Here is a 25,073-nt window from a genome sequence, read left to right on the forward strand (position 1 = left end):
CGTGATTGAAACCAATATGGAACAATGAAGGACTCGTTATCACTAAATTTTGAACAACTCACTCACATATTTTCTTTCATCAATACTGCCACTGCGGTGCATGTTGGTGAAAATGCGAGGATAGAATTTGCAAATAAAGCTATGTTGGCCATTTGGGGCCGCGGTCCGGAAGTCATCGGGAAAAGCCTGGAAGAAGCAATGCCCGAACTCTCAGGCCAGCCCTTTATTGAAATGTTTGCAAGGGTTTGGCGTGAAGGTATAACGATTTCGGGAAATGATACTCCTGCAGATCTATTAGTTGACGGAGTGATAAGTACCTACTACTTTGATTTTGAATACCGGGCCGTGAAAGACGAAAATGGCCGCGTAATAGCAATTTTACATACTGCTACTGATGTCACTGAACGCTATCTGAACAGACTTGAACTGGAAGAGGCCAGCCAAAATAAACAGCTGCTCATCCGTGAGCAATCTTTGAATGAACAGCTCGCGGCAGCAAATGAAGAATTAAGCGCAGTTAATGAAGAACTTGAAGCAAGCAGGGAAGAACTCTCCCGTATGAATACTGAGCTTGAACAGATGGTAGAAGATAGGGTAAAGGCGTTAGTGGAAAGTGAAGAGCGCTTCAGGTCTATGGCCGACAATACAGATATTCTGATAGCTGTACGTGATGAAACAGGGAAACTGATCTATTTTAATAAAGCATGGTCCACACTTAGCGGACGTAATGCACATCAGCTGCTGGAGATGGGTTGGTATGATCTTATTCATCCTCTGGATAAACAAAAGTTTTTAAACATTCATCAGCAGGCATTTGTACAAAGGATTTCTTACAGTGCTGAAATGAGGCTTCTGGGATCCGACGGATCTTATCACTGGCTGCTAAAAAAAGGAACACCAAGGTTTCTTTCCGATGGTAAATTTGCAGGATATATAAGTTCCTGTGTAGATATCACCCCAATGAAACTGAGTGAACAGCAGCTGCAGGATATGAATGAAGAGTTGGCTGCTTCTAATGAAGAATTTACAGCGCTTAATGAAGAGCTTGCAGCAACCAATGAAGAACTTGCAGAATCTAATGAAGAGCTGCTCCTCAGTGAGGCGCGTTTTAGAAATCTTATCAGGCAGGCTCCGGTTGCTATTTGTGTAATCCGTGCAGAAGATCTTTTGGTTATTGAAGTGAATGACGGTTACCTGGAATTGGTGGGCAAATCCAGAGAACAGCTGGAAATGCGAAGTATCTGGGATGGTGTGGCGGAAGCTGCTGATGTATATGCCCCGATTATGCAACAGGTAATCGAAACCGGAACCGCATTTCATGGATTGGAACATGAACTTGTCCTGAACCGGAAGGGAGTAGATCAAATCATGTTTATCGACTTTGTTTACGAACCTGTTAAAGACTTAAAAGGAATAGTTACTTCCATTATGGTAGTAGGAAATGATGTGACGGCAAAAGTGATAGCGAGAAGACAGATTGAAGATATTGAAGAACGTAACCGTCTTGCCATTGAAGCATCGGAAATCGGAACTTACGAGTTCAGATATGCAGAACAATCGGTAATTGGCTCCAGGCGTTTTGATGAAATATTTGGTGTTACAAGCCCTGTTTCAAGAGCAGAAGTACTCACCAGTTTCCATCCTTTGGATACCCATCTCAGTGATGAGGCTCATGCTACTGCCCGAAAAACAGGAAAACTTTTTTATGAAGCCAGAATTGTCCTTGCTAATAATGTGATAAAATGGATTCGTTTACAGGGGAATGTACATTATGATAACCAGGGTAATGCAGAAAAACTTCTGGGCACCGTAATGGATATTACGGCTTTAAAACAAATTCAGCAGCAGAAGGATGATTTTATCTCAATTGCCAGCCATGAACTTAAAACACCGCTTACCAGTCTTAAGGCTTCTTTACAGCTTCTTGAAAGAATGAAGACAAATCCTACGGCTCTGCTTCCAAGATTAATTGATCAGTCCAACAAAAGCATGGAAAAGATTTCCGAGCTGGTGGAAGAACTGCTAAATGTAACCAGAATAAATGAAGGCAAGGTGATGTTAAACAAAAAGAAATTCAACTTTGCTCATATGGTAGACGAGTGCTGTTCTCATGTGATCCATCTGGGAACTCATGAGTTATTGGTAGAAGGTGAAAAAAACCTGGAAATTGTGGCAGATGAAAACAGGATCCAGCAGGTTGTTATTAATTTCATCAATAATGCCATTAAATATGCACCTAAAAGCAGACAGATATTCCTGACCATCGAAAAGGACATTTATTCGGTGAAAGTTTCAGTAAGGGATACCGGTCCGGGCATACCTGCTGAAAAATTACCTTATCTTTTTGAACGGTATTATCGGGTGGATCCGAATGGTATACAGGCTTCCGGCCTTGGGTTAGGACTCTATATCAGCGCGGATATTATTGAACGCCATGGCGGAAAGATTGGCGTTGAAAGTGAAGAAGGTATGGGAAGTACATTCTGGTTTACGCTACCGGATGAGGATCAGAATGATTAAAGCTAATTTTTCTAAATTTTATAAAAGTTAAAAATTTCATTTTTGCTGAGGTAGCCGAAGTTTGCGTAGTATGCTTACACAGATCCTCGGACAGTCATTAGCAATCAGCAGAAAAATTATTAAAGATTAAGATTAAAACAAATTAATAACAAAGGCTGTCTGATGAAGACAGCCTTTTTCGTTGGTATGTAAGCTCTATAATGCAATAAAGGTTTTTCTGATCGTTAATTTTTTTAAATAACCTCAATCCGGCTTCACATTTCCTCAATTTGGATACATCTGTTATTTTTTACGGGCGCATCTTTGCAATATAAATTTAAAATAATTGAAAATGGACAATAGAGAAGAAAGTAAAGTGGCACTGGTATCGGGTGCCAATACAGGGGTAGGTTTTCAGATCGCGAAAGCTCTTGTGAAAAACGGATACATTGTTTATGTCGGTTCACGTGATTTACAAAAAGGAAAAGCAGCGGTGTCCGAATTGGGTGAAAATGCAAAAGCTATTCAGCTGGACATTACGGATTCGGAATCGATCAGAAGGGTAGTGGAAACTGTAGCGAATCAATATGGCTACTTAACGCTCCTGGTGAATAATGCGGCAATCTCACATATTGGAAAGGCAGGCCGAACGATGGAGGAAGTTCTGGGTTCACAGCGTGCCAGCATTGCACCAATTAATGAACTGAAAACTGTTTGGGACACCAATGTTTTCGGAACTCTGGCTTTAACGCAGGCTTTTTTACCGTTATTGCATAAAGCTTCAAGTGCACGTATTGTAACAGTTTCAAGTGCATTAGGATCTCTTGGGATCAATGCCAATCCGGAAAATCCATACAGGGGAAATTTTGACGCAGTTTACGGTGCTTCCAAGACCGCACTCAACGGCATTTTTCTTTCACTGGCGATAGACCTGGAGCATACGAATATTAAAGTCCATCTGGTAAGTCCGGGATTTACGGCTACGGCGCTTAATAATTTCCAGGGAACTGATTCTGTAGAGGAAGGTTCAAAGGAACCGATCCGTGTGGCTTTGGCCGAAGATCTTCCGAACGGCAGTTTCACCGGCCCTGCCGGTTTCAGCGGTAAAGATCATGTTCTTCCGTGGTAATATTTTAATATAGTAAACCTGTGATCACTGATCATAGGTTTTTTTATACATTTATCGCATGAAAAATAAAGAGGATAAACTGGTTCGTTTTATTTCGATATCGGAAAGCCATAAGGCATTCGGGTTGCCTGCACCGCAGCATCCGCTCATCAGTCTTGTGCATTTCCATAAAGACCATCCTTTTAATACGGAAATGGCGCCGATTTACGATATTCTGAGTTTTTATAAAATAACTTTCATCACCAGAAATAAAGGAAGGCTGAAGTACGGTCGGAATTATTACGACTATAATGAAGGAAGCATGCTGTTCCTGGCACCGAATCAGCTGGTAGGAAGCACTGATTACAACAGTGAAACGTACTGTTATATTTTACTGATTCATCCTGATTTTCTGCTGGGTTATCCTTTGGCCAGGAAAATTAAGCAGTATGCCTATTTTTCCTATTCGTGGAATGAAGCGCTGCATCTTTCGGATTCTGAAAAAGGAATCATTCTTTCCATTTACAAGATTATGGAACAGGAGCTGAACAGCCGCGTGGATGAATTCAGTCAGGAGGTTGTCATTGCACAGCTGGAATTGCTTTTGAGCTATGTCAACAGGTTTTATAAACGCCAGTTCATTACACGAAAAGTAATGAATAATGATATTATTCAGCATTTCGCCCGGGTATCTGAGTGATGTTTTACGTTCCGTGATCGGGAAAAGCACACAACAGTATATCCGGGAAAAACTCACCGAAAAAGCCAAGGAAAGATTAACTTCCACTGATTTGACGGTAGGAGAAATTGCGTATGAACTGGGTTTCGAGCATCCGCAGTCATTCAGCAAAATGTTCAGGGTGCAGACAGGCCTTTCTCCCGTAGAGTTTCGTAAAAATATCTCTTAGTTTATTTATATATTTTTTTAAATACTTAAAAATAAGTCGGGATCGTTTAAATAGAAAATAACCATATTCGGGATGAGGTATTTGTAAAACTTAAGTACTTTCTTTATTTTTCGTCTGGTAACCTGTCTCTGCGCAGCTTCCTTAATTTTTTTCATGCATTCATCCTTTGAACTGCCATACAATTTGGCATATTCTTCGGCAATAATTTCAATAACCTCAGAATTGTTGGTAAGCCGTGCAAAATTGTTAAGTCTTTTGTTCAGATCAATAGAATCGTAAAAATTCATTCTGTTAAGATCAACCAGGTAAATTGAATAGTGGCTGTCTTCCTTACGGATCAGGAAATTATTTGGTGAATTATCAAGAAACTGAATTCCGTCGTTATGCAGACGAAACATTAGTCGTGCATATTCTTTTATAATCTTTTCGCGATCGGTAAAAGACTGATCATGAAGAACACGGTCAAGCGTCCAGACATCCTCCAGTTGTTCACTGATGTAATAGCTGGATGTCAATCCGATAAAATCATGGTTTTCTAGGTAGGCAACGGGACGGGGAGTATGGTAATTCTTGCTGATGAGCATATGAGCATACTCGAATGAACGGTGTGCTTTAGATTTACGGTAAAATTTGTAAACGTGCCTGTTGATAATATTATGTTGTTTGAAGGACTTAAAATTGAGATGCATTCCATTGACATCGAAAACCTTAATCACATTTCGGGAACCATTACCAATTAATGTTCCTTCGCTTTTAAACTTCTTCAAAGTTGATAGAATATCATCTTTATATTGAGATAAACCTTCAGCAAAAATCAATTTCATATCATATATTTTTAGTTTGTGTAATTCTATCCTACGGTTGTACGCAGTAAACGCATAATATCTTCGTTCGTCGTATGCTGCGTATTTACAGAGAAACTTTTTGGGTTATAAGGTTTGTAAAGATTTTCATCAGTTACCATAAATAAACCCACCGTTGGTGTCCCGCTTGCACTGGCAAGATGCATTACGCCATTATCTGCTGCAATAAATACTGCCGTATTGGCCATAAAACCGCCCATTTCTCTGATATCCTTACTGTAAAAATGTGGTATGGAAAAGTTTAGTTTGGAAATGTTTTCAACGGGTAAAAGTTCTACAATATTATAATCGGGAAATGTTTCTTTCAGTGTATTATAAAAATCGGACCACCATTGTTCGGAATAGCATTTATCGCCCGTAGCATTGGTAAACAGGCAGATCGTAGGTCTGTCATTGTTTGTGATGGAAAAAAGTTTCTTTTTCCCGGCTTCTATTTCTTCGGCATCCAGTTTAATATCAAGAAAGGGAATGTCATTCTTATTTTCCGGAACTCCCAGTTCAGATAAAAAATGTCTTAAGTCATAAATACTCTGTTTTGCAGAATGCTGATAATCATTAAATTCCTGTAAGTATTTTTCATCAAATTCGCCAAACATCTTGTATCTGGAATTGGCTGCTAAGGTGGATATTCTTCCTGAAGATGACCCAAAATTAGCATTAATAACCAAATCATACTTTTTTGTACGCAGTGACATCCAGCCTTTCAGATATTTAAAAATATTGCTGAACGGTTTTTTCGGAAGCTGGATAATTTTGTCAATATTTGTATAATTTTTATAAATAATAGGAGTGATTTGTCCTTTTACAAAAAGATCAATTTTACTTTCGGGGAATGTATTGATTACTTCCTGTACCAGTGGGCTTAGAAGCAGCAGATTTCCAAGACGGTGATTAGGTCTTGTGATGAGAATTCTTTTTATTTTAATATCGTTTTTTTCAGATTTTTTTAAACCGGACTTCCCAATATTTTTTGTTAGATTTCTCATTAATGACCTCCTAACCTTGTTAATTCCCTTCGGTATTTTCATGAAAAAATAGTATTTAAAATAGTGCACAATTTACTGATAAATACTAATGTATTTTCTATGTTATTCGGATTTCCGATAGTAATTGTCTATAAAGGTAATAGGCATTTATTGTATTGCATGACACTGATTATAATGCTGATTATTAGATAACTCTAATTTTTGCTTTATACATTCAGTCTTTACTGTTACCAATAGTATTCATCAAATCGCTCCACGCTCCTCCGTTATACACATTTTTGAAGCCTCTTTCTTTTAAAATACTTTCGGCTTTTACACTTCTTAAGCCATGAGAACATACGGTAATGTAGGTTTTGTCGGGATCAAGTTCGATATACCGTTCTCTAATCGTACCTAAAGAAATATTCCTTGAGCCTGGGATATGTCCGGTGCTGAATTCTTTTTCTGTTCTCACATCAAGGATTACCGCCCCGTTTTTGATCAGTTGATCCAATCCGTTGTCCAAAGTCTGAAATTTATAAATCCTATAAATTATATATACCGTGAGAACAATTCCCAAAAATATAACCGCCTTTTTCATATTTTGCTTAAAATTTTTCTGTCAATATAGAATGTTCCGAAAGGAATCATGCAGGCCAAAAGCACTTTCCACGTGATTTGTTTAAATTTCCATTGCTGTTCGACACCTACACTTAATGTATTAAACAAAAACAGAAGAAATAATGAACCGTGAACAGGTCCCATTACTTTTACTATTGCTGGATTGTTGAATGCATACTTTAATGGCACAGCGATGAAAACAAGTACCAACAGCGAAATCCCTTCAAGGATGGCGATTATTCTTAATCTTCCGATCCTGGTTTTAAATAAATTGATCATATTATCGTATATAAGGTCTTTGAGCAAGAGGAGAAAACGGCCACGGAATAGCCAATAGTATAATAATCAATGCGATACTGAAATAGATAAGCATTATGGCAAACTTTTCCTTATCGGTAGATTTTCTTTTTGCAAGAGCGGAGCCAATGGTAATCAGAACAATTGAGAAAAGCATCAGTGCAATATGGATCAGTCCGAAAAAAAGGATATCAAACGATGCTTTGGCTTCATTGAAATTTTTCCAGAAATATTTGACTGTCGGACTTTTGGAATATAATATAATTCCTAATACCAGCTGAACATGAACAACTGTAGCAGTCCAGTGTCTTAAAGAATCCACTATTTTTGAGAATTCCAGATTTAAAAAATACCCTTTACAGGCTTTGAAAATTGAATATACAAGGCTTAAAAGAACCAGCCAGCGAAACAAAGAATGTAAAAAAGTCAAAGTCTGATACATGTCACATTTTTAAGATGCAACAAAGATATAACAAAAACATACTAACTGGTATGTTTTTTTAGGAAAATTATTTTAAGCTGTTAAAATAGGATTTGAGTCCGTTCAGAAATACCAGATATACCTCTTTGGAATTTTCCAGTTTGCCTAAATTTCTCACTCCCCAATATCCAGACATTACAAACACAGCAATTTCCCGGGGATCAACTTCAGGTTTTACCAGGCCATTTTTTTTGCTTCGCTCCACTGCTTCTGTGATGGCCTGTTCCCATTGTTTGGAAAGTTCATTCAAAGTTTTGGTAAATTCAATATTCCAGGGTGCCATCTCCTGGGTGAAATTTGAGGCGGGGCATCCGCTTTCAACGGTCATAAAAGAATCCTCCATCAGGATATGGTAAACGAGATCGTAGATTTTTTCCAGTGCATTTTCCGAACTTTTCAGAGGTTCTATAAAGTTTGCTGAAAAATTAGGACGCAATAATTCATTCAGAATAGCCAGCCCCATTTCGTCCTTGGTCTTAAAGTGATAATAGAAAGCGCCTTTCGTCACCTTTGTCTTTGCAATAATCTCATCAATGCTTGTGGTTTGGTAGCCTTTGCTATAGATTAGGATAAAAGCGGTTTGAAGAATATGCAGTCTGGTCTCCTGTGATTTTTTCATAAAGTGTACTAACTGGTATGTTTGCAAAGTAACAAATTTATTATATTATTAGCCTTTGCATTTTGCAGATACCGCCAAGTGAATGATAATTAAATCTTTGTCTTTCTTTATTAAATGAAATTCCATTATTATCTTAAAAAATAAAGATTTATTTTAAAAATTTGTCTTTCCTATCGATAAAAAAGCGCAAGATTATCCAAAGAATTATAAAAAAATACCGATTATAAAGCTAAACAAAGGCGTGTCACTTATTTTCGAAAAACAATAATTCAAAATGCACAACGGGTTATATTATAAATTGCAAAGAACCGTAATTGTAGTCTAATGGCATAGCTGGCCGTATTCGAATTATGTATATAAGTAGCTGTTATTGATGAATCGTAAATTTAACTTTCTTCAGTAATAACAATTTCTTCTGGTAAAAGTAATGTCAAAAGATTAAATCTGAATTCATTTAACGCAACCAGGCTTTCCTGATGAATTTCCCGGTGAAGATTGGAAGGATCCGGAATATCCCATAATCCGCTGTGATGCCATATTTCAGGAAAATCCCAATCGGGTCGGTCAATAATCGGGTAAATGCAGCATCCATATAAAGGAATTTCTTTTTTAATGATTTTGATACATTCTTTATGAATCATTTTTAGCCAGGAATACCTTTTATGCTCCGGAATGCTGGTTTCTGAAATGACAACAGGCCTTTTGTATTGCAGATATACTTCTTCCACAAGGGAACTCAGGCTTCTCCATATCGGATTTGGCGGATCGCAATCCCAGGGAATGGATTGATGCTCATTGAGCGTCCATTGATTGTTAAAATAAAAATTGACGCCGATAATATCAAGATATTCTTCTTTTCCCCGAAGTTCAGGGCACATCTTTCCACTCAATATATCTAAGACCTGAAACTGTTCCTGATGTTTTTCCTGTGCTGCAAAACATAAATCCGGATCAGACGAATCTGATGCCGAAATATGGACAAGCGGTTCGGTAACCATAATTCTTACAGAAGGATCTGCCTCTTTCATCATTTCTATACCTTCTATATAAGCTTTCATCAGCATGTATTTTACTTCCCATCCCTGGTTGATGCAATACGGACTGGTTCCTTTTACTTCCCCGCCCAGCCAGGATAAAAAACTGACTTCATTAATTGGGGTAATGATAAGTGCTCCATCCGGAACAAGGCTCCTGTATTTCTTAACAAAAGCCCTGCAGAGGTGGGCAAAACGACGCGCAAACATAGGATGTAAAGGCGTGAGATCATCCGGAAAACCAAAATGGCAGATGTCCCAAACTACCTGAATATCATGTTTATGTGCATGAATTATTAGGTCCTCCACCTGAGTCCAGTCATACACGAAAGGTTTTTTTTCTACATGGCTCCAGCGGATTCCTTCTCTCACTGTCGTAATATCGATTTCACGGAGTCGTTTATAGTCTTCATTAATCAACCGGTCGTGACCCGTTAATACAATAAGATCAATCCTTTCTCCAAATGCATTCTGATGATCTGCACATTCAAACCCTCCCATAATGAAAGAGCGAAAAGGATTTCCTGAAACTGACTTACTGACTGTCATTTTCTTTTATGATTTTTCGAAACAATGCCAGCGATTGAGCAACCACCTGATCCATATTATAATATTTATAAGTGCCCAGACGTCCCGTAAAGTAAACATCCGGCATTTCATCAGCCAGTTTTCTATACTGATTGTAAATTTCCTGATTTTCTTTTCTGGGAATAGGATAATAAGGATCTCCTTCACCGGTTGGATATTCGTATACAATGGTTGTTTTAGAATGCTTCTGACCGGTAAGGTGTTTAAATTCAGTAATTCTGGTGTAAAGGTTGGATGTAGGATAATTAATCGTACCTGTAACCTGATATTGATGTTGATCGAGAGTTTCAAACTCGAAATTGATAGACCGGTAAGGCAGTTTACCGAAACGGAAATCAAAATAACTGTCTACAGGTCCTGTAAAGATCAGCTTTTGGTGCGGAATCAGATTTACGATGTCCTTGTAATTAGTATTCAGCATAATGTGAATATTGGGATGTGACAGCATCTTTCTGAACATTTCAGTATAACCGTTTTTAGGCATTGCCTGGAAAGTGTCGGTAAAATAGCGGTCGTCGCTGTTGGTTCTGGTAGGCACTCTGGCTGTAACCGATGCATCCAGTTCTGAAGGATCAAGATTCCACTGTTTTTTGGTATATCCACGAAAAAATTTTTCATATAACTCTTTTCCCACGGCATTAATTACGACATCTTCCGAAGTTAAAACCTGCTTTCTGGCTTCAGCTTTTGAGGCCAGAAATTCTTTCACTTCAGAAGAAGAAAGCTTGCTTCCATAAAGTGTATTAATGGTAGTAAGATTGATGGGAATAGGAACAAGCTGCCCGTCGACACTTGCTAAAACCCTGTGTTCATAGGGTCTCCATTCGGTAAATTGTGAAAGATATTTAAAAACTTCTTCAGAATTTGTGTGGAAGATATGAGGCCCGTATTTATGAATCATAATCCCGTCTTCATTATAATGATCATAGGCGTTTCCGGCAATATGGTCTCTTTTGTCTACAATAAGAACTTTTTTCCCCTGCTTTGCAAGGCGTTCGGCAAGTACTGCTCCCGCAAACCCGCAGCCGATTATCAGAAAATCATACATGGATTCCGTTTTTTTCTTTAACCGTATCGATTAACAGGCACATTTTTTCAAAAGTATTGTCCCAGGAATCATCAGCAAGGAATTCGTCAACTTTCAATAACCATTCCGTGCGGGATTTTTTTTGAAGTTCCTCTTCTCCGGAAGCAATAAAGGATTCCGCATTCTTGGTAATATATACAAGGTTTTCTTCACCATACGTTCTTACAATATCCTTTATCGGGCTGGAAATTACAGGGAGACCGGCAGCAAGATATTCCGGAGTTTTGGTAGGGCTGATAAATTCTGTTGATTCATTAATGGCAAATAAAACCAGCGCAATATCCCAATGACTGATATAATTTGGAAGTTCTTCATATTTTTTAGGTCCTAAATAATGAATATTCGGGGCTTGTGGAAGTTCTGCCGGATCTATTTTTACAACAGGCCCAATCATCACAAAATGCCAGTCGGGTTTTTTCTGTGAAACCAGATATAACAAATCCGTATCAAACCTTTCATCAATAACCCCGAAAAAACCAAACCTTGGATGAGGGATTTCTTGCTGATCGGGCTGATCTGTCATATTGAGCCGTGCCTTTTGGAAATGTTCCTTATCAATACTGCTCGGAAAAGGATGGATGTTATGATGTCTTTCTTTTTTGGCTTCATAAAGGCTGTAACCACCGGTAAAAACAATATCGGCCTTATTAAAAAGTTCTTCTTCATATTCCAGTAACCGGGGAGGAGCAAAACGGAATGCAGAAAGCTCATCCATAGAATCATAGACCGTAATTTTAGGGGTAAGATGCGAAGTATATTCCAATGCCATCGGGGTATAGTACCAGCACAGGTATTCCCGGATATTATGATCTTTAAGGAAATTATCAATTTGTCTGGCCATACGCTTTTTAAAGTCAGAATGATGGTCTTCTAAATAAATAACCACTACTGAAACCCCATTTTGTTGTGTTAGTTCATACGAATCGGGGCCTGTTTTAGGTTCTTCAAAATAAAAAACATTATATTGTTTTGCGAAACGGGTAAGTAAATGTTGAGGTCGTTGAAATACGAAATTCCACCGGAGGTGGCTGAAGCATAGAATATTTTGCATTAGATGTTATATTATGTATTCATAAAGCTACTCTTAAAAAAGTGTGAGATTCATGACCGCAGTCATAAATAAAGAAGTTTATTTTATAATTTTATACGGCAACTGGATTGATTTTGCTGCTGATAACAACTATTTATGCAAATTCTAAATCACGGAAAATCATGTACAAAAATGGTTTTCTAAAAAGAAAAAACACCCCTTTAAAAAGGAGTGTAGGATATGTGTAAAAACAAGGTAGTACATCTCAAAAATACTGCGTTTCCATCTTCATTTTTATGATCTGTTGCATAATTGTAATAATTAAAACAGGCAACTATCAGCATTTAACTTTGCCGCTAACATAATGTGTGGGCTGAAACAAAGCAATTCGCGGTCTTTTTCAGTCATTTGAATTAATCTCAGAAGCTGACTGCGTTTTAAAGGGTCTGCCCAATTTTGAAAAAAATTACCGTCGAGCCAGGCCATACCTTCCACGGGTAAAAGATCAATCGTTTCAAAACCTGCGGTGCTGAACTCTGCAATTAATTCTGAAGGACGGTGGTAAAACCCTTTTGGCAGCATAAACGGAAATCCGGATGGCGGTTCATGGATTCCCGAAGAAAGTTCTTCAGCACACATGGCACATATCTCATTCTGATAAATAAGTCCGCTGTGAAGAGCAGCAACAGCAGATGCCGAATGCGTAATTGCAAAACCTAATATGATTCCGTTTTTTTTAAGTTTACGGCCGGCTTCACGCAGTGCTGCAATTCGGTCTTCCTCCTCCTGTAAATGATACAAAGGACCATGCATAATGATCAGATCCTGGCTTGCATCATCAAGCGGAAGGTGGCGTGCTTCTCCCTGCAGGCAATTGAAAAAGTTTTTTGCAGAACGCTTTTTAGCCTGATTGATATGCTTTTTAACCGGATCAATTAGCGTAACATCGTGACCTAGACCAGCCAGCCACTGCGCATAATGTCCCGGGCCACCGCCAATATCAGCAATTTTATCTGATGGAATAAGATAACGGCTGATTAATATTTTATTGCGTTCGAATTCGAGAGGTCCCAAACCTACGGAGAGCCTCAATTCTTCCTGACTTTGTGTATAGAATTGATCTATAGATGAATCTATAAACTTCATAATTGTTTCATTAAAATTAATAATAAGAGTAATGAGCCGGCTCAGAATAAGCTGGCTGAAACGCAAGGATGCGTCTGTATGATATTTATGAAACAATTTTAATGGGATAAAGATAAAGAAATTTTCAATCGGTTATAATTATTATAATAATATTATAGATGTGAAAATTGACTGACAGGTAAGGACAGGATGCTCCGGATGCTCAAAAACTATATTTTTATTTTCGTTTATTAGCAATACAAAACCGGTTATGACAATTCAAAACATATCAAAGCTTCTATTTTCTTTTTCTTTTCTCTTTTTCTTTTCCGGATTAAAAAGCCAGGAAAAATTTCCGGATGGAACTGCTATCCCGAAATGGTTCAAAGAAAACAAACCAACCGACATCAATACTTTAGGCAAAAAATACATCATTACTGAAAACGGAATGAAGAACGATAGTACCATTCTTCAGACCAAAAAACTTCAGGAAATTATTGATTTGGCTGCGAAAAACGGAGGTGGAGTCATCATCATTCCGAAAGGAACTTTCCTCATCAGTTCAGTTTTCTTTAAACAAGGAACACATTTATATTTAGAAAATGGTGCAAAACTAAAAGGAAGCGATGATATCAACGATTTTCCTGTCGTGACAACCAGAATGGAAGGTCAGACTGTAAAATATTTTCCTGCTTTAATTAATGCAGACGGGTTAGACGGTTTCACGATTTCAGGAAAAGGAACGCTTGACGGAAACGGATTGAGATTTTGGAAATCATTCTGGAAAAGACGCGAATGGAATCCCAAATGCACCAATATGGATGAAATGCGACCTAGGATCATCTACATTTCAAACTCCAAAAACGTACAGATTGAAGGAATTACCGTTAAGAATTCGCCCTTCTGGAGCACGCATTATTATAAATCTCAATTCGTAAAATTATTAAATCTCACGATTCTTGCGCCTAAAGCTCCGGTAAAAGCGCCTAGTACAGATGCAATCGATATCGATGCGTGTTCAAATTTCCTGGTTAAAAATTGCTATATGTCAGTCAATGACGATGCGATTGCTTTGAAAGGCGGAAAAGGTCCGAAGGCAGATGTTGACCCGAATAATGGCGAAAACAGAAATATTATTATCGAAGACAATACGTTCGGCTTCTGTCATTCTGCGCTCACTTGCGGAAGCGAATCGATTCATAATTACAATATCATTTTCAGAAATTCTACCGTGAAGGATGCTTCAAGATTATTACACTTGAAAATGCGTCCCGATACGCCTCAACATTATGAATACATTACTTTGGATAATATCAAAGGAAATGTAAAAACATTCTTATATGTAAAAGGCTGGAATCAGTTTTTTGATTTGAAAGGAGAAGAAGCGCCGAAAAGGAGATTGGCAAATAATATCGTCTTGAAAAATATTGACATCGATTGCGAAACTGCATTTTCAGTTGAAGCTTCAGATTTGTATGAATTGAAAGATTTTACGTTTGAAAATTTGAAAATCAGAGCGTTAAAGCCTGAAGAACAGAATTTAAAGGCTATCAAGAATTTGAAACAGACCAAAGTTAACATCACCAAAGTTGCTTCTCTTAGCCAGACTTACGATAAAAAAGACGACTCCGATACTGCTGCAAAATAATGAGTTTTTATTCCAAAATATTCGTTCTTTTATGCTTTTGCTCACAGTTTCTGCATTCGCAATCTAAGGAAATTCAATTCCTGAGCGGGACAGATTCTGAGCATACCAAAGAATGGGATTTTTGGATAACTGGTGGACGAAAATCAGGAAGCTGGAACAAAATTCAGGTGCCTTCGCAATGGGAACAGCAGGGTTTTGGTTCTTACAATTACGGCAGGGATTATGTTACTTACGGGAGAAATTTTAAGTTTCACGACGAAACAGGTTTATACAAGTATAAATTCAACGTTCCAAATTCCTGGAAAGGAAAATCAATCAATATCGTTTTTGAAGGTTCAATGACCGATACCGAAGTAAAAATCAACGGAAAATTAGCCGGAGAAATTCATCAGGGCGCTTTTTATGAATTTAAATATGATATTTCCGATAAAATTCAGTTCGGAAAAGAGAATGTTTTAGAAGTTAAAGTTTCCAAAATGTCTGCTGATAAATCGGTCAACAACGCAGAACGGTTGGCAGATTATTGGATTTTAGGCGGAATTTTTCGACCGGTTTATCTGGAAGCGACTCCAAAAGAACATATTTTATCAGTGTCAATTGATGCAAAAGCAGATGGAAGTTTTCGTTCAAATATTAATTTAAAAGGAATTAATTCTGCTAACAATGTAAAAGTTGAATTATTTGATGTTAAAAATAATTTAGTTGGTGAATCTCAGGTTCAGATTCAAAAAGGAGATACTTTAAAACAGATTCAGTTTTCTGTTAAAAATCCAAAACTCTGGACGGCGGAAACCCCGAATTTATATAGAGCTAGATATACTTTAAATAAAAGCAAAAAAACGATTTTTCAAGCTGAAGAAAAATTTGGTTTCCGAACCATTGAAATCCGTAAAGGCGACGGAATTTTCATCAACGGAACCAAAATCAAAATGAAAGGCATCAACCGTCACGTTTGGTGGCCTGAAACGGGTAGAGCAGTCACGAGAAATATCGATTTAATGGACGTTCAGCTCATCAAAGAAATGAATATGAATGCCGTTCGTTGCTCTCATTATCCGCCAAATAAATCGTTCCTGAAAATTTGTGATTCTTTAGGTTTATATGTTCTGGATGAATTGGCAGGTTGGCAAAAAAAATACAGCACCGAAGTTGGGAAAAAGCTCGTGAAAGAAATGGTGACGAGAGATGCAAATCATCCTTCGATTATTTTCTGGAGCAACGGAAATGAGGGCGGACATAATTTTGATTTGGATGCCGAATTTGCAAAATATGACCTGTCAAACCGTCCTGTCATTCACGCGCATCACAAGCCAGGAAATGCTTTCAACGGAATCGACTGCAATCATTACGAAGATTATTACAGCACAAAAAAAATTCTCGAAGGCGAAAATATTTATATGCCGACCGAGTTTCTTCACGCTCAGGATGATGGTGGTGGCGGAACTTCTCTTGCCGATTACTGGGAACTTCACTGGAATTCCAAAAAAGGAGCGGGCGGTTTTCTGTGGGCTTTTGTGGATGAAGGTTTGATGCGGACGGATTTTAATAACCAGATTGATGTCAACGCCATCAATGCACCTGACGGAGTTTTAGGGCCACATCGGGAAAAAGAAGGAAGTTTTTACGCCATCCGTGAAATTTACAGTCCTGTAAAAATTGATTTGAAATCGTTACCTAATGATTTTAACGGAATCATTCCTGTAGAAAACCGTTATCATTTTACAAATTTAAAAGATTGCCAGCTTGAATGGAAATTAGTGAAATTCAAAACACCATTTTCTTCTGAATCAGGTTTTGATATTGTTAAAACAGGCAAAGCAGAATCTCCGAATATTCAACCGACAGAAAAAGGAAATATCAATCTCAATCTTCCTCCAAACTGGAGAGAAAACGAAGGATTACTATTAACCGCAATCGATTCTTTCGGAAAAGAAATCTACACTTGGACCTGGAAATTGAAGTCTAATGATGAAATTTCGAAACAGTTTTCAAAATCTTTGATTAAAGAAAATCAGGTTTCAGTTGTAGAAAATGATTCTTTATTTATTTTAAAATCGGACGAAAAAGAATTTGCCATTGGTAAAAAAGACGGATTATTAAAATCCGTCATTGTCGACAAAAAAGGAAAGAAAATGACCTTCAAAAACGGACCGGTTTTCGTGAACGGAACAATGGAATTATCTTCCATAAAATCTTTTGCAGAAGGACAGAATCAACTGATTGAAATCAATTATAAAAACGGAAATAAAATCATTTGGACACTCAATCCAAACGGTATTTTAGAATTGAATTATGAATATTCATTGTCGGGGGATTATCAGTTTGCAGGGGTAAGTTTTGATTATCCAGAAAATTATGTCATCAACTCAAAATGGCTCGGAAAAGGACCTTATCACGTTTGGAAAAACCGTTTACAGGGACAGACTTACAATGTTTGGAAAAACTTAAAAAACTCAACAAGAACCGGACAATCACCGTGGATTTATCCTGAATTCAAAGGCTATTTTGATGATGTTTCGTGGCTGCAATTGGATACCGCAGAAGGCAAAATAACGGTAGGGACCAAAGAAGAAAAAATGTTCATCAGACTCTTCGATTTTTACGGAATTTACGGAGCGGAAGGTTACCCAAAATTACCAAGCGGAAATATTTCTTTCCTCGATGCAATTCCGCCATTGGGAACGGTTCTGGCATTTAATGTTAATAATGACACGTCCACTCTAGGACCAGAAAGCGAAACCAATCATTTGAACGGAACGTTTAAAAGAACCTTATATTTCTATTTTGGTTTGCCGGATTTAGGCGATGAAAATAAACAGTTTACAATGCCAAAAGAAAATATTTTAACAGATTAATAATGAGGAAAATAGTTTCATTTTTAGTGTTATGCATCTGTTCATTTTATTTTGGACAGCAAACCAGCTTTAAGTTTGATTTTGGCGGAAACAGAATAGAAAAAGGCTTTATCCCTATCACTTCAACTTCCAAATTCGATAAGAAAAGTGGCTATGGTTTTATGGATATTTCCGGTTTGAAAGCTGTTGACAATGGTGGAAATGCTTTGACAGGAGATTTTATCACGAGCGACAAACCTTTCTATTTTTCGGTGGCAATTCCTGATGGAAATTATAATATTACACTGAACTTAGGTGATACAAAAGGAAGTTCAGAAACGACAGTTCGTGTAGAAAACCGCAGATTAATGTTGAATTATATTAAAACAAGACAAGGTGAAGTCGTTGAAAAAACAATTACGGTTCACGTTAAAGACAGTATCATCCGAAACCAGAACGGTGAAAACATTGGAATTGTAAAATTGAAGCCAAGAGAAAGAAAATATCTGCATTGGGATAATCTGTTGACGATTGAATTTAATGATAAAGCCCCGAAAGTTTGTTCGGTAATTATTCAGCCCAATAAAACGGCGAAAACTATTTATTTGACGGGAGATTCAACGGTTGTTGATGCGCAATACGAACCCTGGGCTTCCTGGGGACAAATGTTGCCTTGCTTTTTCGTTCCGAATGAAGTGGTCATTGCGAATTACGCAGAAAGTGGAGAAACTCTAAAAGCCTTTGAAGACCGCCATCGAATCGATAAAATCTGGACTCAATTAAAATCCGGAGATTATTTATTCATCCAATTTGGACACAACGACCAAAAAGCAGGAAACAGCACAAAATCCGGTTACCGAAAAAGATTAAAAGAATGGATTCAAAAAGCCAGACAATTGGGCGCAGTTCCGGTTTTAGTAACCTCAATGAACCGCAGAGTTTTTGATGAAAACAATAAAATCGTCAATACATTAGATGATTTTCCGGATGCGATGAGGGAAATTGCGAAAGAAGAAAATGTGAATTTAATTGATTTAAATGCAATGAGCAAGACTTTGTTTGAAGCGATGGGACCGGAGAATTCTAAGAAAGCATTCGTATATTATCCCGCAAATGCTTATCCTAATCAACAAAATGCTTTGGCAGATGATACCCATTTTAATCCATATGGAGCTTACGAATTAGCACAATGTGTTGTAAAGTCAATCGTTGACCAAAATTTACCTTTGAAGAAATATATTTCAAATAATTTCAGAAATTTTAACCCCAATAAACCCGATGATGTCGAGAAATTCCACTGGCCGGAATCTGTTTTTATGGAATCTTTAAAACCTGATGGAAATTGATTGGATAAACACTAATAAAAATCTTTGATTTTTAAACTAATGTGTTCTTCTAAGCATTGGAATCACAAACTTAAACAACTAATGTGTTTAAAAACTTTTGTGACTTTTGTGGTTAAATTAAACAAGTAAAAAATGAATATTCGTAATATCATAAAAATAAGCGTTCTCTGTTTTGCCTTCGGAAATCTCTCCGCGCAAAATCCGTGGCCAAAAGCGACCAACACCGCTCAGCCGTGGACGCGCTGGTGGTGGATGGGAAGTGCCGTTGACGAAGAAGGTCTGGACAAACAACTGACAACCCTTTCTAATGCCGGTTTCGGTGGGGTGGAAATTGTCCCAATTTATGGAGCAAAAGGGTTTGAGAATAAATACATCAATTACCTTTCTCAGGAATGGATGAGAATGCTCCAGTTCACAACAACGAAAGCAAAAAGTCTGAATATGGGTGTTGATATGGCAGTCGGAACAGGCTGGCCGATTGGCGGGCCGCAAGTGAACGAACAGGATGCTGCAACAAAAATGATTGTTCAGACTTACGAGATTCAACCAAATGAAAAATTTTCTGAAAAAATTGTCCTGAAAGACGAAAAACAGAAGAATTTAAAGACCATAAAACTCGATATCGTTACTGCTTATAATGAAAAAAATGAAGCGGTAGTTTTAACAGATAAAGTTACTCAGGACGGAACTTTAAACTGGAAACCAAGCGCAGTAAAATGGACAATCTACGCAGTTTTTGCAGGCAAGACTTTGCAGAAAGTAAAACGTGCTGCTCCGGGTGGTGATGGCTATACTTTAGACCATTTTTCGCCTAATGCAACCAAAGATTATCTGAAAACTTTCGATAAGGCTTTTGGAAATTCAAACTATGGAATCCGTTCGTTTTTCAATGACAGCTATGAGGTTTATGGGGCAGACTGGACGGCAAATTTTAAAGAAGAATTTAAGAAAAGAAGAGGGTATGATTTAAGTCCTTACATCAAATATTTGGTTGGAAATGAGGAAAACGAAATCGCCGGAAGAATAAAATCCGATTATCGCGAAACGATGAGTGAGCTGATTCTGCATAATTTCGCTGAAAATTTTACGAATTGGGCACATTCCAAAAACTCTAGAAATACTAATCAGGCGCACGGTTCGCCGGGAAATTTGTTGGATTTATATGCTGCAGTTGATATTCCGGAATCTGAGACTTTCGGAAACACAAAATTTGATATTCAGGGTTTGAAAAGAAATCTGGAAGACATCAATACAAAGGAAGTTCCAGATATTAATATGTTGAAATTTGCATCTTCAGCAGCCAATATTACCGGAAAACCTCTGATATCCAATGAATCTTTCACCTGGTTGACGGAACATTTCAAAACATCCTGGTCACAGGTTAAACCAGAAGCTGAACAGATTTTCCTTTCAGGAATCAACCATATTTTTTATCACGGAACAACGTATACGCCGGCTGATGTTCAGTTTCCGGGCTGGTTGTTTTATGCCTCTACGAATTTCGTTCCTGAAAACAGTTTATGGCCAGATATTAAAGGCTTAAATTCTTATATCGAGCGAACTCAATCTGTTTTACAAAGTGGAAAATCAGACAATGAAATCCTGATGTACTGGCCGGTTTACGACCAATGGGCGAGTCCGAAAGGAAAAGATATGGCGTTCAAAATTCATAATATTGAAAAGTGGCTGCATCCGACTGTATTCTATGAAAACCTTGAGAAATTAGGGAAATCCGGTTATTCTCTGGATATGATTTCGGATAAAATGATTTCCGAAGCGAAATTTGAAAATCAGAATATTCAGGTTTCAAAAAATGGAGGTTCTTACAAGGTATTAATTATTCCTCAATTGAATTATTTCTCTGAATCAACGTTAAAAAATATTTTAAACTTAGCTCAAAATGGAGCTTGTGTGATTTTCCAAAGTGAGCCAAAAGATGTTCCGGGATTTTTTGAATTTGAGAAAAGAAAAAATGAATTACAGTCTTTATGGAATCAAATTCCTTTCCAGCAAAACGGAAATTTAAAATCGGCAACATTCGGAAAAGGAAAGCTTGTGTTGAGTTCTGATGTTGAAAAAGCTTTAGAATTCTTAAAAATCGAAAGAGAAAAATTAACCGATACAGGATTGAGATTTGTCAGAAGACAGTTTGATGGCGGGAAATTTTATTACGTCGTCAATCACACTTCAAAAGAAATCAATCAAAATATTCCCGTAAATTATATCGGGAAACAGGTCGTTTTGATGAATCCGGAAAATGAAGATTTCGGCATTGCTGAAACCCGGAATAATTCAGTCAAAGTTCAGTTGAAATCCGGAGAATCTTTAATTATAAAAGCATCAGAAACGCCAGATAACTCAATTGCAAAATGGAAATATATTGAAAAAACTGATGCTCCGATTGTTTTAAACCAACCTTGGCAACTGACGTTCAAAGAAGGTGGACCCGAACTTCCGAAATCAAGAATTTTAACGAAACTCCAGCCTTGGACGAACTTCACGGAAGATGCTTCAACGCAAAGTTTTTCAGGAACAGGAATTTACACGACAACTTTAAATTTAAAAAAGAAAGAAGCAGACGATTATCAATTGAAATTTGATAAATTCTACGAAAGCGCAAAAGTGCTTATCAACGGACAGGAAGCCGGAATTGTCTGGAGCAATCCGTTTGAAATCAATGTTGGAAAATATTTAAAAAAAGGGAAAAATACCATTCAGATTGAAGTTTCAAACCTGATGGCGAACCGAATCCGCTATATGGATCAGAATAAAATCTCGTGGCGAAATTACCATGAAATTAATTTTGTCAACATCGATTACAAACCTTTCGACGCTTCGAATTGGAAAGTACAACCTTCAGGTTTAGATGGCGAAATTCAATTAATTCCTGTATATTTCTCAAAATAATTTAATAACAGCCTGCAATTAACAATCTTTGTATACTTATTTAAGTGAAACGCCTTTGTGAACTTAAAAAAGAATAGTAGTCAAAAAAATCTTTGCGGACTTTGCGTTAAAAATTACAGCAGAATAAATTGAATTTAAATATTAAATAAAGATTTATGAATAAAAATATCGTAAAAACATTAGTATTAGGAACGCTCCTCACATTCGGATTTTCTAATGCTCAAAACAAACCAAAAGTTGTTCTGGACAACTTTTTCAACAACGAAAAAAGAGAAAATAAAGAAACCAAAGTTTTGGAATCGTGGCATTACACGTGGAATGATACAACCAATGGGGGCTTTTCTATGTTGGGCGAACTTTTCCAAAAGCAAGGCGCAGAAATCAGCACATTAACAACAGCTCCTTCAAAAAATGATTTAAAAAATGCTAACATTTACATCATTGTTGACCCCGATATCGATAAGGAAGCGTACGGCGGAAAAGCCAACCTAATGGATGCTAAAACGATAAAAAACCTGGAAAAATGGGTGAAAAACGGAGGTGTTCTCGTTCTGCTAAGCAACGACAATGGCAACTCTGAGTTTGAACATTTCAACAAACTGGCAGAGAAATTCGGGATTCATTTTAATGATGACAGTATTAACAGGCTGAAAGGCAGAGAATTTGAGAAAGGTGCAGTCTACGTAAAACCGGGAAATGAAGTCTTTTCGGAACTTAAATTATATATGAAAGAAGTCAGCACTATTTCAGTAAAAGCACCTGCAAAGCCATTTTTGTACGCTGAAAACCAAGTGATTGGTGCCATTGCGAAAGTGGGAAAAGGAACTGTCTTCGCTTTAGGTGATCCTTGGTGTTATAACGAATACATTGACGGAAAAAAACTAACTGAAGATTTTTCGAATTATGAAGGAACCGAAGAATGGGTAAAGTGGTTATTGAAGCAGATTTCAAAAAAATAACCAAAGTTGTGCAATCGATTGAATTCGAGTGATGTCATTACGAGGGAACGACGAAGCAATCTGCTCAAGCAGTTTGCCATTTCAGCGTTTAAATGTTATTGATAGAACGTTTGTCATTCTGACGAAGGAAGAATTTTACCAGATAAATTGAGATTCTTCACTGCATTTTTGAACTTCGTTCGTAGACTTTCAGTCTATGTTTAGAATGACATCGAGCAAATATTATAAAGCATTCTGCTAACTTATTAAAACAAGATTTATGAAAATCAAATATATATTCATTACATCCGCCATTTTTCTTTCGCAAGTTTTTTTCGCGCAAAGACAAATGGAATACCTGAAAAGAGGAATCGTTGCGATTCCAGCAGAATCAGGCGTTTTTGTAAGTTGGCGATTGTTGGGAACGGAAGCTCAGAACATGCATTTCGATTTGTATCGCACAGAAAAGAATCAGACCAAAAAACTGAATGATAAACCTTTGCTCAGCGAAACCAATTTTTTAGATAAAACCGCTGACAAAAGAAAAAACTATACCTACTTCGTAAAATCAAATACGCAACACCAAGACGTTGACCAGGATTTTGCGGAATACACGGCGAATCAAAAACCGTATTTTTCAATTCCGTTGAAAACGCCTCAAGGTTACACGCCGAATGATGCTTCAGTTGCCGATTTGGATGGCGATGGCGAATATGAAATTATTCTTCATCAAACCGGAAGGTCGCACGATAACAGCCAGAAAGGAGAGACTGACCCGCCTATTATTCAGGCTTATAAAATGAATGGAAAGTTTCTGTGGGAGATTAATTTAGGCAAAAATATCCGGGAAGGAGCGCATTACACGCAGTTTTTAGTTTATGATTTAGATCAGGACGGAAAAGCGGAAATCGTAATGAAAACTGCCGACGGAAGCAAAGACGGAAAAGGAAAATTCATTGGTGACCCAACGAAAAATTACGTCAACGAAAACGGAATGATTCTTTCCGGACCCGAATTTCTGACGGTTTTCGATGGGCAAACAGGAGAAGAAATTCATACCGTCAATTATCAGGTTCCAAGATTTGCAGGAAGTTTAAATCCAACTGCCGAACAAATGACCGAAACCTGGGGCGATGCCAAAGGAAACCGTATCGATCGGTTTTTGGGAGCTGTTGCTTATCTCGATGGGAAGACTCCGAGTGTGATTATGTCACGAGGCTATTACACCAGAACAGCGATTGCAGCCTGGGATTTTAAAGACAAAAAACTGAGTCTTCGGTGGCTTTTCGATACCGAAAGTTCAGAAGAAAACAAACAATACCGCGGACAGGGAAATCATAACTTAACAATTGCCGATGTCGATAATGACGAAAAAGACGAAATCGTTTTCGGAGCAATGACGGTTGATGATGACGGAAAAGTGTTGAACAGCACAGGTTACGGTCACGGTGATGCTGTGCACGTTGGAGATTTAGACCCATCTAATCCGGGATTGGAAATTTTTGATATTCAGGAACGTTTTGATGATGCGGGAGCGCACTTCAGGGATGGAAAAACAGGAAAAGTGCTTTGGAAATTGCCGTCAACCGTGTACAGTCAGGCGAGTAAATTCCAGGGTCCGGGAAGAGGTTTATCTTTAAATATCGACCCTCGTTATGAAGGTTCCGAATGTTGGGCGGCCGGTGCAGGACTGAAAGGCGTTTATAGTGCTAGGGGAAAGAAAATCACCGATAAAAATCCGGCAGTGAATATGGGGATTTATTGGGACGGCGATTTTTTAAGTGAAATTTTAGACGGAACTGTTGTTTCCAAATGGGACTGGGAAAATGAAAAGTCAAACCTGATTTTCGATGCTAAAGATTTTCAGTGCGAATCCAATAACGGAACAAAGAAAAATCCGGCTCTGGTTGCCGATTTATTCGGAGACTGGCGAGAAGAAGTGATTTACAGAACTGCCGATAATCAGGAATTGAGAATTTTCAGCACGACCAGTCCGACAAAACACAGATTGTACACTTTAATGCACAATCCGCAATACCGATTGAGTATCGTTTGGCAAAATGTGGGGTACAATCAGCCGCCACACACCGATTATTATTTGGAGGAATCGGTGAAAGAAGTTCCAAAACCTAATGTTTATGTTGTAAAACCTAAGATTGATAATTAAATTTAAAT

The 25,073-nt window shown here is 37.7% G+C and carries 20 protein-coding genes; 10 read left to right on the plus strand and 10 right to left on the minus strand.

Annotation, left to right across the window (positions count from 1 at the left end; all coding sequences use genetic code 11):
• The first annotated feature begins 24 nt into the window (after window positions 1–24).
• The 4 genes from M0D58_RS00715 to M0D58_RS18135 all read left to right on the plus strand — a co-directional run bounded on the left by M0D58_RS00715 (window position 25) and on the right by M0D58_RS18135 (window position 4,515).
• On the plus strand, window positions 25–2,520 hold the full coding sequence (locus M0D58_RS00715) for a PAS domain S-box protein (RefSeq protein ID WP_248392731.1): 2,496 nt from the start codon (window positions 25–27) through the stop codon (window positions 2,518–2,520).
• 331 nt (window positions 2,521–2,851) lie between these two features.
• A complete protein-coding gene (locus M0D58_RS00720) occupies window positions 2,852–3,628 on the plus strand; it encodes an SDR family NAD(P)-dependent oxidoreductase (protein ID WP_248392733.1) in 777 nt (258 codons plus the stop codon).
• Window positions 3,629–3,686: 58 nt separating this feature from the next.
• The gene (locus tag M0D58_RS00725) at window positions 3,687–4,307 is read left to right on the plus strand and encodes a hypothetical protein (RefSeq protein WP_345892706.1); all 621 of its coding nucleotides are present in this window, start codon (window positions 3,687–3,689) and stop codon (window positions 4,305–4,307) included.
• Entirely contained in the window at window positions 4,270–4,515 is a 246-nt protein-coding gene (locus M0D58_RS18135; RefSeq protein WP_345892707.1) for a helix-turn-helix domain-containing protein, read from the plus strand. Before M0D58_RS00725 ends, M0D58_RS18135 begins: the two co-directional genes overlap by 38 nt.
• Window positions 4,516–4,532: 17 nt before the next feature.
• Here the strand turns inward: M0D58_RS18135 and M0D58_RS00730 are convergent, their stop codons facing one another.
• The 10 genes from M0D58_RS00730 to M0D58_RS00775 form a co-directional block, all read right to left on the minus strand.
• Window positions 4,533–5,339 carry a lipopolysaccharide kinase InaA family protein gene (locus tag M0D58_RS00730; protein ID WP_248392735.1) on the minus strand — a complete coding sequence of 269 codons (807 nt, stop codon included), beginning with the start codon at window positions 5,337–5,339 and terminating at the stop codon, window positions 4,533–4,535.
• A 26-nt stretch (window positions 5,340–5,365) separates the two neighbouring features.
• The gene (locus M0D58_RS00735) at window positions 5,366–6,364 is read right to left on the minus strand and encodes a glycosyltransferase family 9 protein (RefSeq protein ID WP_248392737.1); all 999 of its coding nucleotides are present in this window, start codon (window positions 6,362–6,364) and stop codon (window positions 5,366–5,368) included.
• 214 nt (window positions 6,365–6,578) lie between these two features.
• Complete coding sequence (locus M0D58_RS00740) at window positions 6,579–6,944, minus strand: rhodanese-like domain-containing protein (RefSeq protein WP_248392739.1); 366 nt, start codon at window positions 6,942–6,944, stop codon at window positions 6,579–6,581.
• The gene (locus M0D58_RS00745; RefSeq protein WP_248392744.1) at window positions 6,941–7,243 is read right to left on the minus strand and encodes a DUF3817 domain-containing protein; all 303 of its coding nucleotides are present in this window, start codon (window positions 7,241–7,243) and stop codon (window positions 6,941–6,943) included. Before M0D58_RS00745 ends, M0D58_RS00740 begins: the two co-directional genes overlap by 4 nt.
• Window position 7,244: 1 nt before the next feature.
• Window positions 7,245–7,703: a hypothetical protein gene (locus M0D58_RS00750; RefSeq protein ID WP_248392746.1), complete on the minus strand. Its 459-nt coding sequence runs from the start codon at window positions 7,701–7,703 to the stop codon at window positions 7,245–7,247.
• Between the two features lie 67 nt (window positions 7,704–7,770).
• Window positions 7,771–8,361, minus strand: coding sequence for a TetR/AcrR family transcriptional regulator (locus M0D58_RS00755; protein ID WP_248392748.1), 591 nt, complete (start codon window positions 8,359–8,361; stop codon window positions 7,771–7,773).
• 386 nt (window positions 8,362–8,747) lie between these two features.
• A complete protein-coding gene (locus M0D58_RS00760) occupies window positions 8,748–9,944 on the minus strand; it encodes a hypothetical protein (RefSeq protein WP_248392750.1) in 1,197 nt (398 codons plus the stop codon).
• Window positions 9,931–11,031, minus strand: coding sequence for a UDP-galactopyranose mutase (glf, locus tag M0D58_RS00765; protein ID WP_248392762.1), 1,101 nt, complete (start codon window positions 11,029–11,031; stop codon window positions 9,931–9,933). Before glf ends, M0D58_RS00760 begins: the two co-directional genes overlap by 14 nt.
• The gene (locus M0D58_RS00770) at window positions 11,024–12,121 is read right to left on the minus strand and encodes a glycosyltransferase family 1 protein (RefSeq protein WP_248392763.1); all 1,098 of its coding nucleotides are present in this window, start codon (window positions 12,119–12,121) and stop codon (window positions 11,024–11,026) included. Before M0D58_RS00770 ends, glf begins: the two co-directional genes overlap by 8 nt.
• A gap of 300 nt (window positions 12,122–12,421) precedes the next feature.
• The gene (locus M0D58_RS00775) at window positions 12,422–13,246 is read right to left on the minus strand and encodes a class I SAM-dependent methyltransferase (RefSeq protein ID WP_248392764.1); all 825 of its coding nucleotides are present in this window, start codon (window positions 13,244–13,246) and stop codon (window positions 12,422–12,424) included.
• 250 nt (window positions 13,247–13,496) lie between these two features.
• Here M0D58_RS00775 and M0D58_RS00780 point away from each other — a divergent pair, with 250 nt between their 5' ends.
• The 6 genes from M0D58_RS00780 (at window position 13,497) to M0D58_RS00805 (ending at window position 25,065) form a co-directional block, all read left to right on the plus strand.
• The gene (locus tag M0D58_RS00780) at window positions 13,497–14,873 is read left to right on the plus strand and encodes a rhamnogalacturonidase (RefSeq protein ID WP_248392765.1); all 1,377 of its coding nucleotides are present in this window, start codon (window positions 13,497–13,499) and stop codon (window positions 14,871–14,873) included.
• Window positions 14,873–17,728 carry a glycoside hydrolase family 2 protein gene (locus tag M0D58_RS00785; protein ID WP_248392766.1) on the plus strand — a complete coding sequence of 952 codons (2,856 nt, stop codon included), beginning with the start codon at window positions 14,873–14,875 and terminating at the stop codon, window positions 17,726–17,728. Before M0D58_RS00780 ends, M0D58_RS00785 begins: the two co-directional genes overlap by 1 nt.
• Before the next feature lie 2 nt (window positions 17,729–17,730).
• Window positions 17,731–19,053 (plus strand): rhamnogalacturonan acetylesterase, encoded by a 1,323-nt coding sequence (locus tag M0D58_RS00790; protein WP_248392767.1) that lies wholly within the window; start codon window positions 17,731–17,733, stop codon window positions 19,051–19,053.
• Between the two features lie 132 nt (window positions 19,054–19,185).
• The gene (locus M0D58_RS00795) at window positions 19,186–21,960 is read left to right on the plus strand and encodes a glycosyl hydrolase (RefSeq protein ID WP_248392768.1); all 2,775 of its coding nucleotides are present in this window, start codon (window positions 19,186–19,188) and stop codon (window positions 21,958–21,960) included.
• 155 nt (window positions 21,961–22,115) lie between these two features.
• On the plus strand, window positions 22,116–22,919 hold the full coding sequence (locus M0D58_RS00800; protein ID WP_248392769.1) for a DUF4350 domain-containing protein: 804 nt from the start codon (window positions 22,116–22,118) through the stop codon (window positions 22,917–22,919).
• A 259-nt stretch (window positions 22,920–23,178) separates the two neighbouring features.
• Complete coding sequence (locus M0D58_RS00805; RefSeq protein WP_248392771.1) at window positions 23,179–25,065, plus strand: rhamnogalacturonan lyase; 1,887 nt, start codon at window positions 23,179–23,181, stop codon at window positions 25,063–25,065.
• The last annotated feature ends 8 nt before the right edge of the window (window positions 25,066–25,073 follow it).

The sequence above is a fragment of the Chryseobacterium nepalense genome (assembly GCF_023195755.1).
GTDB classification, from domain to species: domain Bacteria; phylum Bacteroidota; class Bacteroidia; order Flavobacteriales; family Weeksellaceae; genus Chryseobacterium; species Chryseobacterium nepalense.

Excerpts from the sequence above, each read along its gene's own strand:
- M0D58_RS00715 (WP_248392731.1), top strand. The coding sequence starts at position 25 with ATGAAGGACTCGTTATCACTAAATTTTGAACAACTCACTCACATATTT.
- M0D58_RS00790 (WP_248392767.1), top strand. The coding sequence starts at position 17,731 with ATGAGGAAAATAGTTTCATTTTTAGTGTTATGCATCTGTTCATTTTAT.
- M0D58_RS00795 (WP_248392768.1), top strand. The coding sequence starts at position 19,186 with ATGAATATTCGTAATATCATAAAAATAAGCGTTCTCTGTTTTGCCTTC.
- M0D58_RS00785 (WP_248392766.1), top strand. The coding sequence starts at position 14,873 with ATGAGTTTTTATTCCAAAATATTCGTTCTTTTATGCTTTTGCTCACAG.
- M0D58_RS00750 (WP_248392746.1), bottom strand. The coding sequence starts at position 7,703 with ATGTATCAGACTTTGACTTTTTTACATTCTTTGTTTCGCTGGCTGGTT.
- M0D58_RS00800 (WP_248392769.1), top strand. The coding sequence starts at position 22,116 with ATGAATAAAAATATCGTAAAAACATTAGTATTAGGAACGCTCCTCACA.
- M0D58_RS00740 (WP_248392739.1), bottom strand. The coding sequence starts at position 6,944 with ATGAAAAAGGCGGTTATATTTTTGGGAATTGTTCTCACGGTATATATA.
- M0D58_RS00805 (WP_248392771.1), top strand. The coding sequence starts at position 23,179 with ATGAAAATCAAATATATATTCATTACATCCGCCATTTTTCTTTCGCAA.
- M0D58_RS18135 (WP_345892707.1), top strand. The coding sequence starts at position 4,270 with ATGATATTATTCAGCATTTCGCCCGGGTATCTGAGTGATGTTTTACGT.
- M0D58_RS00775 (WP_248392764.1), bottom strand. The coding sequence starts at position 13,246 with ATGAAGTTTATAGATTCATCTATAGATCAATTCTATACACAAAGTCAG.
- M0D58_RS00760 (WP_248392750.1), bottom strand. The coding sequence starts at position 9,944 with ATGACAGTCAGTAAGTCAGTTTCAGGAAATCCTTTTCGCTCTTTCATT.
- M0D58_RS00730 (WP_248392735.1), bottom strand. The coding sequence starts at position 5,339 with ATGAAATTGATTTTTGCTGAAGGTTTATCTCAATATAAAGATGATATT.
- M0D58_RS00720 (WP_248392733.1), top strand. The coding sequence starts at position 2,852 with ATGGACAATAGAGAAGAAAGTAAAGTGGCACTGGTATCGGGTGCCAAT.
- M0D58_RS00755 (WP_248392748.1), bottom strand. The coding sequence starts at position 8,361 with ATGAAAAAATCACAGGAGACCAGACTGCATATTCTTCAAACCGCTTTT.
- M0D58_RS00770 (WP_248392763.1), bottom strand. The coding sequence starts at position 12,121 with ATGCAAAATATTCTATGCTTCAGCCACCTCCGGTGGAATTTCGTATTT.
- M0D58_RS00725 (WP_345892706.1), top strand. The coding sequence starts at position 3,687 with ATGAAAAATAAAGAGGATAAACTGGTTCGTTTTATTTCGATATCGGAA.
- M0D58_RS00780 (WP_248392765.1), top strand. The coding sequence starts at position 13,497 with ATGACAATTCAAAACATATCAAAGCTTCTATTTTCTTTTTCTTTTCTC.
- glf (WP_248392762.1), bottom strand. The coding sequence starts at position 11,031 with ATGTATGATTTTCTGATAATCGGCTGCGGGTTTGCGGGAGCAGTACTT.
- M0D58_RS00745 (WP_248392744.1), bottom strand. The coding sequence starts at position 7,243 with ATGATCAATTTATTTAAAACCAGGATCGGAAGATTAAGAATAATCGCC.
- M0D58_RS00735 (WP_248392737.1), bottom strand. The coding sequence starts at position 6,364 with ATGAGAAATCTAACAAAAAATATTGGGAAGTCCGGTTTAAAAAAATCT.